We start from the raw sequence: 12013 nt of genomic DNA on the forward strand, positions 1-12013 counted from the left end.
GTCGCGACCGGTCCCGTTCTCGTCCCGCTTCAGGATCGCATCAGCCACGATCCGCGCCTTCCCATCATCCCCCGGACCCCGCCCCGCAGGCACATCCAGGGTCGCGGCGGGGTCCGTTCAGGACTCCGCGCGAGAGACAGGCGGCTCCGCACCCGCCTGTTTCCCGCTCCGGTTGATGCGGACGCGCAGATCGTCGAGCCCGACCTCGTTGCCGTCCTCGCTACGAATCTGCACCCGGACCGGTGCACTCGTGGTGTCCTCGACGAGCTGCAGGGGTCCGCCGTCGTCGTGTAGATACTTGTCGCCCCACTGCATGAGCGCGAGCACTGCGGGCAGCAGATCACGGCCCATGTCGGTGAGCACGTATTCGTAGCGCGTGCGCTGACCCGGTTCCCGGTACGGGCTCTTGGCGAGCAATCCTGCTTCGACGAGTTCCTTCAGCCGCGCCGAGGCGACGGCCTCGGTGATACCCACCCGCTGCGCGAAGTCGTCGAACCGGGTCGTGCCGTAGTACGCCTCGCGCAACAGCAGCATCGCGGATCGGGTTCCGACGATCCGCATCGCGCGGCTGATCGAGCAGCGCTCACCGGTTTCCCACGCCGACCGGTCCGCGAGGGGTCCTTCGAGCTTCATCGCCATGCCCCCAGAGTACTGACTTTTGGCCGCTATAGTCAGATCCATCGCCGCTGAGTATGGTTTTGCATAGCTAGATGGTTGCAGTCAGCAGACCGAGCGTCCGGGGTCCGACCCGGCGCTCACGAACGAGAAGGACACACGATGAGAGACGCAGTGATCGTCGAGGCCGTCCGTACTCCCCTGGGCCGAGGCCGGGAGACCGGTGCGCTGCACGACGTGCACCCCGTGGACCTGATGGCCCACAGCCTCCGCGCGGTCGTCGACCGCAGCGGCGTCGACCCGAACCTGATCGACGACGTCATCGGCGGCGTCGTCAGCACCGTCGGCGAGCAGGGCGCCAACGTCACCCGCCGCGCGGCGCTGGCAGCCGGGTATCCGGAATCGGTGCCGGCCACCACCGTGGACCGGCAGTGCGGTAGCAGCCAGCAGGCGTTGCACTTCGCGGCCCAGGGAGTGATCGCCGGCGCCTACGACATCGCCGTCGCGGCCGGAGTCGAGTCGATGAGCCGGGTGCCGATGGGATCGAGCATGCTCGGGACGACCGATCCGAGCGGCGTCGCGTTCGCCGAGCGCTATCCCGACGGCCTGGTGCCCCAAGGCATCAGCGCCGAACTGATCGCCGCGCGCTGGGGCATCTCCCGCACGCAGATGGACGAGTTCGCGCTCGGCAGCCACGCGAAGGCGGCGACCGCCACGAAGGACGGGCTGTTCGATGCGGAGATCAGCTCCGTCGGCGAGGTTCGCACCGACGAAGGCATCCGCGTCGGCAGCACCCTGGACACCCTGGCCGGGTTGCGTCCCGCCTACTTCGACGAGGCGATGGCGCGCAGGTTCCCGGAAATCGAGTGGAACGTGACGGCCGCCAACGCGAGTCAGGTCACCGACGGCAGCGCGGCGCTGCTGGTCACCACGAGCGAGCGGGCCGCACAGCTCGGGCTGACGCCGCTCGCCCGGGTGCACAGTGTCGCGGTCGCCGGGGACGACCCACTGCTGATGCTGACCGCCGTCATCCCCGCCACCCGCAAGGTGCTGGCGCGCGCCGGACTGGCCCTCGACGACATCGACCTGTTCGAGGTCAACGAGGCGTTCGCGTCGGTGGTGCTCGCCTGGGCGAAGGAGACCGGCGCGGACCTGGACAAGGTGGACGTGCACGGCGGTGCCATCGCACTCGGGCACCCGCTCGGGGCCAGCGGCGCCCGCCTGACCACCACTCTGGTGCACGCACTGCGTGAGCGCGGCGGCCGCTTCGGACTCCAGACGATGTGCGAGGCAGGCGGATTGGCGAACGCCACCGTCATCGAACGGCTCTGACCCACCGAAGGGACGCATCATGAACATCCGAGGACGCGCCGTGCTCGTCACGGGCGCAACCGGAGGGCTGGGCCGGGAGTTCGTCCGCCAGTTCCTCGCTCGCGGAGCTCACCGCGTGTACGCCGCAGCGCGGCGCGATCACGACTGGCACGACGAACACGTCGTCCCGATCCACCTCGACGTCACCGACCCCGAGTCGATCCGGGCGGCGGCCGGCGCGGCGACCGATGTGGAGGTGGTCGTGAACAACGCCGGGATCACCGGTGCACCGTCGCTGCTCACCTCCCCGATCGAGGAGATCCGGGCTACGTTCGAGACCAATGTCTTCGGGCCGCTCGAACTCGTCCGCGCCGTCGCGCCCACCCTGGCGCGGCGCGGCGGCGGCGCCGTGATCGACGTGCACTCGGTGCTGAGCTGGCTGGCGGCACCCGGGGCGTACAGCCCGTCCAAGGCCGCGTTCTGGGGTCTGACGAATGCGCTGCGGCTCGAGTTGGCGGGACAGGGAACCCAGGTGGTCGGCGCTCATCTCGCCTACACCGACACCCCGATGATCGCGCATCTCGACGTCCCCAAGTCCGACCCCGCCGTCGTCGTCTCCCGCATCCTCGACGCCCTCGAGGACGGCGCGGACGAGGCGCTCGCCGACGAAGTGACGAGCGGGTTCCGGGCGGTGCTCTCGACCGCCACCACCGGACGGGTCCCGAGCCGCGCCTGACGAGCCGCTCCGCTCTGTCGAGTCCGCCCGAAACGACGGTTGGTGTACCGGTATTTCGGTACACCAACCGTCATGACGGGCACTTCTGCATCAGGCGTCGACCTGCTCGTAGTGTTCGGCGGTCGGGAACGGGTCGTAGAAGTGGTGCAGCAGCCGACGCCACTGCTGGTAGTCCGCCGATCCGCGGAATCCCTCGGTGTGGTCCTCGAGGGTGTCCCATTCGACGAGCAGCAGGTAGGCGCCGGGCCGTTCGATGCAGCGCGACAGACTCAGCCGGCGGAAGCCGGGCATCCGGGCGATGATCTGCCGGGCCTGGGCGAAGGCCGCTTCGAACTCGGTGGACATGCCCGGTTTCACCTGCAGCGGTGCGTGTTCGAGGATCACCTGCGCAGCGTAGTGCGCCCGGCCGCGACGCCGGGCGCGGTCAACCACCAGAAGGCCGCCCCGGCAAGGATGCCACCGTGGTGCGGCAGACCGCCCATGTCGCCGAATCATCGAGCCCGGGTGGTCATTCCGGGTTGCCGGTCGCCTCTGCCACCGGACCGAGCCAGGAAGGAAAACGCCGCGTCGCTCGCGTCTCCTGGCTGTCGAGACAACCAGCCTGCCATCGGCGCCCTTCCTGATCCCATGCCTCGAGCAGTACCCCCACCCACCGGCCTTCTCCGTCGATCAGGCAGTGCTCGGCCGCGTTCCCGGAACAGATCGCCTCGACCAATCCGAGCGCGGGAACCGAACGGCTGGTGTCTTCGGCGATGTAGTCGACGAACATGTCGAGACTCCATCCGGCTTCTACCCGCGCCGCTTCGTCGTCGACTCGGCTGATGCGGATGCTGCCCACCTTGTGACCTGGCAGGTGTGAACGTGACGACATCACGACGAGGTCGTCGTAGAGATAGGTCTCCGCGTCGAATCTCACCGCGAGCCGGGAGAGGTCGGCGACGAAGTCGTCCCAACTACCTTGCTCACTCACTGCCATACTCTCTTTCTCCCTGCCACGGTCCTTGCTCATCAATTGCACGGGTCGGTCACGGTTTGGGAGTACTGCCATGCCATCGACCCGGAAGGCCGCCCACCGTACACACCGCTTCCCCTGGCTGCGGTTCTGAACGTGCCGGGGCGGCACTCCATCTGCCCCTGAGCGGTGTACTGGGTATTCGCTTTCGGTTTGTCCTGAGGGTTCCGCCCGGTTTGGCCGACCGCAACCCACTTTCCGTCGATCAACTGCTCGAGCTGTACGAGCACCTCCACCGAGTCGATGGCCGCCGTGCAGGAAATGCGGCCCTTACCGACAATCCATCCGGGCGAACCCTTCGAGGCGTGCGGATTTTCCGACGTGACATGGCACATCGCGTCTCCGGGCGCGGCCCCGGCGATCCCAGATGAGAAGGCCGGCACAAGCAGACCAGCGGCAACGAGCGCGCTCGCAAGGGTGGCTTTCCGTACGTTCATCGCATCCCCCCAGTTCTTCCGTTCCGGTGCCCCCTGCACCGGTATGGATTGGAGGCGCGAAATCGCAATCTGGTTCCCGTCCGCCACGGAGGCATGTTGTGACGTACAGCACTTCTTCTGCCAACACAGTCATCGGCCTCATCCGGGACCGTTGACCTGCCGCCACGGACACTGCCGCCCCGGCGCCGCTAAGCTCGGCGACCGTGGCGGGTACGTGGAAGAAACTCGGTAAGCAACTGGGCAAGCTGGCGGTGGAGCAGGGTCCTCGACTGCTCGATCAACTGCAGCGATCCGGTGCGTTGGACAAGGCCCGCACGATCGCCGCGGACAGGGCACGCACCGCACTCGGCGGGTCGGCGCAGACCGATCGGCCCTCCCCCACACCCGGCCGGCCGGTGACCTCGCACAGCGCCCCCACCGCGCACCGGGCGCGGCGCATCGACTACGCGCCCGACCTCGACGGTCGCGCCGATCCCGGTGAGATCGTGTGGACGTGGGTCGCCTACGAGGAGGACGCGAGCCAGGGCAAGGACCGGCCCGTTCTCGTCGTCGGCCGCAACGGCTCGACGCTGCTCGGCCTGATGCTCTCGTCGAACAGCGACCGCGACGGCCACCGCGACTGGCTCGCGCTGGGGCCGGGCGCCTGGGACGCCGAGAACCGGCCGAGCTGGGTTCGGCTCGACCGGGTTCTCGACGTCCCGGAGGAAGGCATCCGGCGCGAAGGCGCGATCCTGGACCGCAGGCGGTTCGACGCGGTCGCTACCCGCCTGCGCTCCGACTTCGGCTGGCAGTGAAGCCGGAGCGCAGCGAAACAGCGGTCGCGCGTTACGCGCGCAGGCCGCGGGTGTTCCCGAACAGCAGCCGGTAGACCAGTGCGCCCAGCGCGCCGCCGATCAGCGGGAACACGATGAACACCCACAACTGGCCGAGCGCACCGACCTGGTAGGGCGCGACCGCGAGGCTGCGCGCCGGGTTGACCGAGGTGTTGTCGATCGGGATCGCGATCAGGTGGATCACCGCGAGGGTGAAACCGATCGCGACACCGGCCATGAGCACGTCCGAGACCTGATCGGTGGCAGACAGCACCACGAACACCAGCAGCGCGGTGAGCAGCACCTCGATCAGGATCGTGGCGCCGAGGCCGTAGCCCTCCTCGAGCACCCCACCGAGCGGGCCGGTGATCGCCGACGGACTGTGCTCACCCCAGCCGTTGGCACCGAGACCGTCCACGGTTCGGTCGTAGGACGGAAGCGACTGCGCGATCGTGTAGATCACCACGCCGGCGAGCAGACCGCCGATGAACTGCGCGACCCAGTAGCCGACGGCACGCGCCGCGGTGATGTGGCCGACGATCAGCTGACCCACGGTGACCGCGGGGTTGACGTGGCAGCCCGAGATCGGGCCGATCGTGTAGACGAGGAACAGCAGCGTGAGACCGAATGCCAGCGCGACACCGAGGTTGCCGACCTTCGCCCCGGCGAACACCGCCGTGCCGACGGCGGAGAACACCAGCACGAACGTGCCGATCCCTTCCGCCACGAACTTCTTGACGTCCGAGAACGGTTCCGTCTCGACGTATTCCTGGGCTGTTTCGTGTTGGGACGTCATGCGACCACCTAGAGGTTCGCGGCCCCGTGGGGCCGATCCGAGTCGGTTCGACTTCCCCCTGCGTCCGGCACATTACGCAAGCCGGGTTACCTCGACAACAACCTCGTGCGCCGTGGCGCCGCCGCCGGTGTAGATGCCCTTGAGCGGCGGCACATCCGCGTAGTCCCGTCCTACCCCGACCGAAACGTGCTGTTCACCGATGAACGCCAGGTTGGTCGGGTCGTAACCCCACCACGCCCCGGTCCACGCCTCGATCCACGCATGGGACTCCCCTGCGGCGGTCACCCCGATCTCGGCGTCGATCTGCGGATGCAGGTATCCCGACACGTAGCGCGCGGGAATGTCCATGGCGCGCAGCAACAGCAACGTCAGGTGCGCGTAGTCCTGGCACACACCGCTGCGGTCCGCGTACGCCTCGACGGCCGAGGTGTGCACCCCGGTCGAGCCGGGCACGTAGTTCATCTCCTCGTGCACCCACTGCGCGGCGGCGAACACCGCCGAGACCGGATCGAGTCCGCGGGCCAAGCCGCGCGCGACCTTGGCGAGGTTCTTGTCCGCCGGCACGAACACCGTCGGCACCAGCAGTTCGTCGAACCGGTCGCGGATCGGTTCCGAACGCAGTTCGTCCCAGTCGACCGCGGTGTCGGGCGGACCCGACACCTCGGTTTCGACGACGGACAGGCCGGTGACGTCGAGCGAGGTGTGCGGAGCGTGCAGGTCGAAGGCGGTGACTCCACTGCCCCAGTAGTCGGTGTAGCGGTAGGCCCGCGTCGCCGGTGTGGTGTCGACGCGGGACAGGATCACCGTCTGCCGGCCGTCCGACCGCGGCGTGAGACGAGCCTCGTTGTACGACGAGGTCACCGGCCCGTCGTAGCCGTATCCCGTGGTGTGCACCACGCGCATCCGCCAGCTCACAGTTCTCCTTCCACCGGCACGCGGTCGAGTTCCACGGCCCTCGCATCGATCCACGCCACCCACGGGGCGGAGTGGAAGAACTGACGCGCAATCGCGTCACCGACCTGCCGGCACATGTCCTGCAGCATCAGCAGGCGCTCGGCGAGTTCCTCGACGAGTACTCCCGGCTCGAGGAATTCGAGTTCGCTGCGGGCCCGCCCGAGCAGGCGCTGCGCCGCGTTCCCGGCCCCGAGCCGGTTGTCGGAGGAGTCGAGTTCGGCCAGGCAGCGTTCGGCCTCCTGGATCGCGCTGAACACCGAACGCGGGAACAGCCGGTCGAGCAGCATGAACTCGACGATGCGGCCCGCGTCGAGCGCACCCCGATAGGTGCGCAGATAGGTGTCGTGCCCGCCCGCCGAACGCAGCACCGTCGCCCAGGTCGGGGAGGTCGGTCGGTCTCCTGCCCGCGACAGCAGCAGGCGCACCGTCATGTCGACGCGTTCGATGGACCGGCCCAGGAGCAGGAATCGGTAGCCGTCGTCGCGGCACAGGGTGCTGTCGGCCAGGCCCGCGAACATCGCGGCACGTTCCTCGATGTAGCGGAAGAACTCGTGGGGGCCGAGCCGTTTCGACGCGCGTTCACGTTCGGCGAGACCGTTGTAGGTGGTGTTGAGGCACTGCCACATCTCCGTGGACGTGACCTCGCGGGCGCCGCGCGCGTTCTCCCGGGCGGCGGCGATCGTCGACGCGATCGACGTGCCGCCGTCACGTCCGAAGGCAACGAGGTCGACGACGGACTGCACATCCAGGGCACCGGCGGGCTCGTCGAACCCGAGAACACGCAGCAGCCGGCGGCACGTCTTGTCGGGATCGACCGTCGAGTCCTCGAGAAGCTGGTGGACCGCGACGTCCATGATCCGGGCCGTGTCGTCGGCCCGCTCGACGTAGCGGCCGATCCAGAACAACGATTCCGCGTTGCGCGCCAGCATCACTGCGCCCTCCCGTTCTGCTGTTGCTGCTGTTGTTGTTGCTGCTGGGTGTCGCTCAGTTCCGGTCCGCGATCGACGGATCCGACCTGCAACGGTTCCGCGACGACCCGGTCGCCGCCGAGTTCGCTCTCCTCGCCGGAGCTGCGGGGCGCGAGCACCCACGTGTCCTTGCTGCCGCCGCCCTGACTGGAGTTGACCACCAGCGAGCCTTCGGGCAACGCGACCCGGGTCAGGCCGCCCGGCAGCACCCACACGTCCTCACCGTCGTTGACCGCGAAGGGCCGCAGGTCCACGTGCCGCGGCGCGAGTGCGTCGCCCGCCCGGGTCGGGACGGTCGACAGCTGCACGACGGGCTGCGCGATCCAGCTGCGCGGGTCGGCCCGGATCTTGCGGGCCATGGTCTTCAGTTCCGCGGCGGAGGCGTCCGGGCCGAAGACGATGCCGTAGCCACCGGATCCCTCGACCGGTTTGATCACCAGTTCGTCGATGCGGTCGAGGACCTCCTCGCGTTCCTCGTCCAGCCAGCACCGCAGGGTGTCGACGTTCGGGAGCAGCGGTTTCTCGCCGAGGTAGTAGTCGATGATGTCGGGCACGTAGGTGTAGATCAGCTTGTCGTCGGCGACGCCGTTGCCGACGGCGCTCGAGATGACGACGTTGCCGGCGCGGGCGGCATTGAGGATGCCGGCGACACCCAGCACCGAGTCGGGCCGGAACTGCATCGGGTCGAGGAAGTCGTCGTCGATGCGGCGGTAGACGACGTCGACCTGCTGCTCACCTTCGGTGGTGCGCATGTAGACGATGTTGTCGCGGCAGAACAGGTCGCGGCCCTCGACGAGTTCGACGCCCATCTGCCGGGCCAATAGCGAGTGCTCGAAGTAGGCGGAGTTCGCGACGCCGGGGGTGAGCACCACGACGGTGGGGTCGGCGGCGTTGGGAGCCGCGGCGGCACGCAGTGCGCGCAGCAGGCGCAGCGCGTACTCGCCGACGGGCCGGACCCGGTGTTCGAGGAACAGGTCGGGTGCCACCCGGGCCATTGCGCGACGGTTCTCCATGACGTACGACACCCCCGACGGGGACCGCAGGTTGTCCTCGAGGACCCGGAAGGTGCCGGTCTCGTCGCGGATGAGGTCGATCCCGGCGACGTGGATGCGCACCCCGTTCGGCGGCACGATGCCGGCCGCTTCGCGGTGGAAGTGCTCACACGAGGTCACCAGCCGCTTGGGCACGACGCGGTCGCGGAGGATGTGTTGCTCGCCGTACACGTCGTGGAGGAACATCTCGAGCGCCCGGACCCGCTGGGTGACGCCTCGTTCGAGCCTGGTCCATTCGGCGGCGGCGATCACTCGCGGCACGAGGTCGAGCGGGAAGGGCCGTTCCTGCCCGGACAGGGAGAAGGTCACGCCCTGGTCGGTGAACGCCCGTCCGAGCGCCTCGGTGCGGGCGGTGAGGTCCTCCGGCCCCTTGGCTTCGAGGATCTTCGCCAGGCGCCGGTACGGGGCTCGCACACGTCCGTCGGCGTCGAACATCTCGTCGTACGCCGCGCCGGCCGCGGCCGCATCCGGGTAGCCGTCGAAGACATCTGTGGTCGTCGATCGGCGTCGTTTCCCGGTTCGGGCGGCAGCGTCGAGGGTGGAGTTGCGGCGGCTCATGTCCGAAATGTTCGTACACGACCGGCTCGGGTGCGGAATCGGAAACAAACTTGTCACGCCCACGAAACATTTGGAACGGGAACGAAATATTTGAGCCTCGGACGCGACCGCTTTTTGCATTGCGGCGGCCCGCTGGTATCGTCGTACGTCGGTGCGCATTGGTGCACCCAGAGCTTTCCGACCAGCTACCCAGCAAAACGACAGGATTTTACGCGTGGCCAACATCAAGTCCCAGGTGAAGCGGATCCGCACCAACGAGCGCAACCGACTCCGCAACCAGTCGGTCAAGTCCTCGCTGCGCACGGCGATCCGTTCCTTCCGCGAGGCCGCGGCCGCCGGCGACAAGGACAAGGCCACCGAGCTCCTCGTCTCCACCAGCCGCAAGCTCGACAAGGCCGCCAGCAAGGGTGTCATCCACCCGAACCAGGCCGCCAACAAGAAGTCGGCTCTGGCGAAGGTTGCCAACCAGCTCTGAGGTAGAACGCAAGCTCTGGCTCCGACAAGACCGCCCTCCGCGTGGGGGCGGTCTTTCGTCGTCCGGACCCGGACCCCACCCCCGGAGCGAACCGGAGCGGTGATCAGTGCCCGGCCAGGGCGGCTATCCGCCGGACCGCTCGCTCGACCGCGTAGTCGGCGTCGGCGGCGATGCCCTTGACCTCACCGTTGAGTGCCGCCACGATCGCCAGTCCGGACGCGACCGAGTCCGGATTCCACGCGCGGGCCTGCGCCTGCGCCTTCTTCACCTTCCACGGCGGCATCCCCAGATCCGACGCCATCTTGAACGGATCACCACGCCCGGCGGACCCGACCCGCGCGATGGTGTGCACCGCGTCGGCCAACGCGTCGGCGAGCAGCACGTGCGCGACACCGCGGTGCATCGCCCAGCGCAACGCCTCGAGCGCGCCGGCGGTGTCCCCCGCGACGGCCTTCTCCGCCACCTCGAACCCGGTGACCTCCGCCTTGCCGGAGTAGTACCGGTTCACCGCGGTCACATCGACCTTCCCGCCGGTGTCCGCGCACAACTGACTGCATGCGGCGGCGAGCTCCCGCAGATCCGAGCCCACCGCGTCGATCACCATCTGCACGACGTCGGGCGCAACGCGCACCCCGGCGGCCCGGAACTCGGCGCGCACGAAGTCGACACGTTCGCTCGCCTTGGTGACCTTCGCGCATTCGTGGACCTCGGCGCCGCACTTCTGCAGCGACCCCACCATCGCCTTGGCCCGGCCGCCGCCGCTGTGCAGGATCACCAGCGTGACGCCCTCGGGTGGTGCGGCCGCCGCGTCGAGGATCAACGCGACCGCGTCCTTGCCGGCCTCGGCGGCGGCTTCGAGCACCACCACGCGGTCCTCGGCGAACAGCGACGGACTCAGCAGTTCCGCGAGTTCGGCGGCACCGGCATCGCCCGCACGCAGCCGTGACACCGGCAACTGGGCGCCCGCACCGCTGGATTCGCGTACTCCGGCGACGATCCCGGCGACCGCGCGTTCGACGAGCAGTTCTTCGTCGCCCAGGACCAGGTGCAGTTGCGTCACGCTCACGGACCGATCGTGCCACGGTGGTCGGACACGACACCAAGTGCCCCGGACCCGGCCCGCACCACCGCAATGTCCCCCAGTACGTCGGTGGTCAATACCCGTGTGCCCAGGTCCTGCAGACTCGACAGAATCTCCGGATGCGGGTGCCCGAACGGGTTGTCGCGTCCGACCCCGACCAACGCGACGCGGGGACGCACCGCCGCGAGGAACCGCGCCGACGACGTCCGCGAACCGTGATGCGGAACCTTGAGCACGTCGGCCCGCACCTCGGCGCCCGAGCGCAGCAGTGCCTCCTGCGCACCCGCTTCGGCATCGCCGGTCAGCAGCACCGACCCGATCGGGGTGTCGGCCCGCGCGACCAGCGACCGGTCGTTCTCCTCACCGCCGCCCGGGCCGTCGCCGAGCACCCGGAGGGTGATCGTCCCGATCGTGAACACCTCGCCCCGGTGGATCTCCCGGGTCGGCACCGCGAACCGCCGCGCGGTCGCGACCAGGTCGGCACCGCCGGGCCGCGAGGTCGCGCCCGGGCCCGTGACGACGACCGCCACCGACCGATCCGCGAGCACACCGTCGAGACCGCCGACGTGATCCGCGTGCAGATGGGTGATCAGCAGCATCGGGATGCGGGTCACCCGCAGCCGGCGCAGGCACCGGTCGACGGCCACCGGGTCCGGTCCGGTGTCCACGACGATCGCGCCGCCGTCGCCGGTGGACAGCACGAAACTGTCGCCCTGCCCCACATCGCACGCGACGAGCACCCATCCCGTCCCGGGCCAGCCCGGTCGGCCGATCCACACCGGCACGCACACCGCCGCCGCGGCCAGTGCCGCGACCGCGACGATCCTCCTCAGCCGACGGTGCCGTGCCACCACCCAACCGCACACGATCGCCGCACCGACGGTCACGGCACCTGCCGCGCCCGCCGGAACCGTCAGCTCGGCGGTGGGCAACGCAGCCGCGCGTTCGGCCACTTCGAGCAGCCACCACAGCATCGGGGCGGCGCCGCGCGCGAGTAGTTCCGCCCCCGGCGGCCACGCCGCGCTACACAGGACGACCAGGGACCCGAGCACCGTGAGCGGCGGAAGCACCGGAGCCACCAGCACATTCGCGACGACCGCAACGACACTCACCGAGCCGGTCAGGGCCGCGACGATCGGGGCGGTGACGACGAACGCCGCCGCGGACACCGCACACACCTCGGCGAGGGCCCGCGGGACGCCACGG

At 69.1% G+C, this 12013-nt stretch carries 14 protein-coding genes; 4 read left to right on the forward strand and 10 right to left on the reverse strand.

Annotated features, from left to right (window positions below; genetic code table 11):
* Nucleotides 1-117 precede the first annotated feature (117 nt).
* Nucleotides 118-639, reverse strand: a complete 522-nt coding sequence (locus ACN675_RS17000; RefSeq protein WP_420751953.1) for a winged helix-turn-helix transcriptional regulator — start codon at nucleotides 637-639, stop codon at nucleotides 118-120.
* A gap of 138 nt (nucleotides 640-777) precedes the next feature.
* Here ACN675_RS17000 and ACN675_RS17005 point away from each other — a divergent pair, with 138 nt between their 5' ends.
* The gene (locus ACN675_RS17005) at nucleotides 778-1947 is read left to right on the forward strand and encodes a thiolase family protein (RefSeq protein WP_420751954.1); all 1170 of its coding nucleotides are present in this window, start codon (nucleotides 778-780) and stop codon (nucleotides 1945-1947) included.
* A 19-nt stretch (nucleotides 1948-1966) separates the two neighbouring features.
* Nucleotides 1967-2662 carry an SDR family oxidoreductase gene (locus ACN675_RS17010; protein WP_420751955.1) on the forward strand — a complete coding sequence of 232 codons (696 nt, stop codon included), beginning with the start codon at nucleotides 1967-1969 and terminating at the stop codon, nucleotides 2660-2662.
* A gap of 90 nt (nucleotides 2663-2752) precedes the next feature.
* Here the strand turns inward: ACN675_RS17010 and ACN675_RS17015 are convergent, their stop codons facing one another.
* The 3 genes from ACN675_RS17015 to ACN675_RS17025 form a co-directional block, all read right to left on the reverse strand.
* On the reverse strand, nucleotides 2753-3046 hold the full coding sequence (locus tag ACN675_RS17015) for an antibiotic biosynthesis monooxygenase family protein (RefSeq protein ID WP_420751956.1): 294 nt from the start codon (nucleotides 3044-3046) through the stop codon (nucleotides 2753-2755).
* Nucleotides 3047-3170: 124 nt separating this feature from the next.
* The gene (locus ACN675_RS17020; RefSeq protein WP_420751957.1) at nucleotides 3171-3671 is read right to left on the reverse strand and encodes a hypothetical protein; all 501 of its coding nucleotides are present in this window, start codon (nucleotides 3669-3671) and stop codon (nucleotides 3171-3173) included.
* A complete protein-coding gene (locus ACN675_RS17025; RefSeq protein ID WP_420751958.1) occupies nucleotides 3671-4198 on the reverse strand; it encodes a hypothetical protein in 528 nt (175 codons plus the stop codon). Before ACN675_RS17025 ends, ACN675_RS17020 begins: the two co-directional genes overlap by 1 nt.
* Nucleotides 4199-4314: 116 nt before the next feature.
* Here ACN675_RS17025 and ACN675_RS17030 point away from each other — a divergent pair, with 116 nt between their 5' ends.
* The gene (locus tag ACN675_RS17030) at nucleotides 4315-4905 is read left to right on the forward strand and encodes a type II toxin-antitoxin system PemK/MazF family toxin (protein ID WP_420751959.1); all 591 of its coding nucleotides are present in this window, start codon (nucleotides 4315-4317) and stop codon (nucleotides 4903-4905) included.
* Between the two features lie 31 nt (nucleotides 4906-4936).
* Here the strand turns inward: ACN675_RS17030 and ACN675_RS17035 are convergent, their stop codons facing one another.
* The 4 genes from ACN675_RS17035 to ACN675_RS17050 all read right to left on the reverse strand — a co-directional run bounded on the left by ACN675_RS17035 (nucleotide 4937) and on the right by ACN675_RS17050 (nucleotide 9128).
* Nucleotides 4937-5719 carry an aquaporin gene (locus ACN675_RS17035; protein ID WP_420751960.1) on the reverse strand — a complete coding sequence of 261 codons (783 nt, stop codon included), beginning with the start codon at nucleotides 5717-5719 and terminating at the stop codon, nucleotides 4937-4939.
* A 72-nt stretch (nucleotides 5720-5791) separates the two neighbouring features.
* Nucleotides 5792-6622 (reverse strand): transglutaminase family protein, encoded by an 831-nt coding sequence (locus tag ACN675_RS17040; RefSeq protein ID WP_420751966.1) that lies wholly within the window; start codon nucleotides 6620-6622, stop codon nucleotides 5792-5794.
* Between the two features lie 8 nt (nucleotides 6623-6630).
* Nucleotides 6631-7602 carry an alpha-E domain-containing protein gene (locus ACN675_RS17045; protein ID WP_248673314.1) on the reverse strand — a complete coding sequence of 324 codons (972 nt, stop codon included), beginning with the start codon at nucleotides 7600-7602 and terminating at the stop codon, nucleotides 6631-6633.
* Nucleotides 7602-9128, reverse strand: a complete 1527-nt coding sequence (locus ACN675_RS17050) for a circularly permuted type 2 ATP-grasp protein (RefSeq protein WP_420751967.1) — start codon at nucleotides 9126-9128, stop codon at nucleotides 7602-7604. Before ACN675_RS17050 ends, ACN675_RS17045 begins: the two co-directional genes overlap by 1 nt.
* Nucleotides 9129-9465: 337 nt before the next feature.
* Here ACN675_RS17050 and rpsT point away from each other — a divergent pair, with 337 nt between their 5' ends.
* The gene (rpsT, locus tag ACN675_RS17055; RefSeq protein ID WP_420751961.1) at nucleotides 9466-9726 is read left to right on the forward strand and encodes a 30S ribosomal protein S20; all 261 of its coding nucleotides are present in this window, start codon (nucleotides 9466-9468) and stop codon (nucleotides 9724-9726) included.
* A 103-nt stretch (nucleotides 9727-9829) separates the two neighbouring features.
* Here rpsT and holA read toward each other — a convergent pair whose 3' ends face one another.
* Nucleotides 9830-10792, reverse strand: coding sequence for a DNA polymerase III subunit delta (gene holA, locus ACN675_RS17060; RefSeq protein WP_420751962.1), 963 nt, complete (start codon nucleotides 10790-10792; stop codon nucleotides 9830-9832).
* On the reverse strand, nucleotides 10789-12013 hold a 1225-nt coding region (locus ACN675_RS17065; RefSeq protein WP_420751963.1), incomplete at its 5' end, for a ComEC/Rec2 family competence protein. The genes holA and ACN675_RS17065, both read right to left, overlap by 4 nt.

It is taken from the genome of Rhodococcus sp. O3 (assembly GCF_048897285.1).
In the GTDB taxonomy this organism is placed as follows: domain Bacteria; phylum Actinomycetota; class Actinomycetes; order Mycobacteriales; family Mycobacteriaceae; genus Rhodococcus.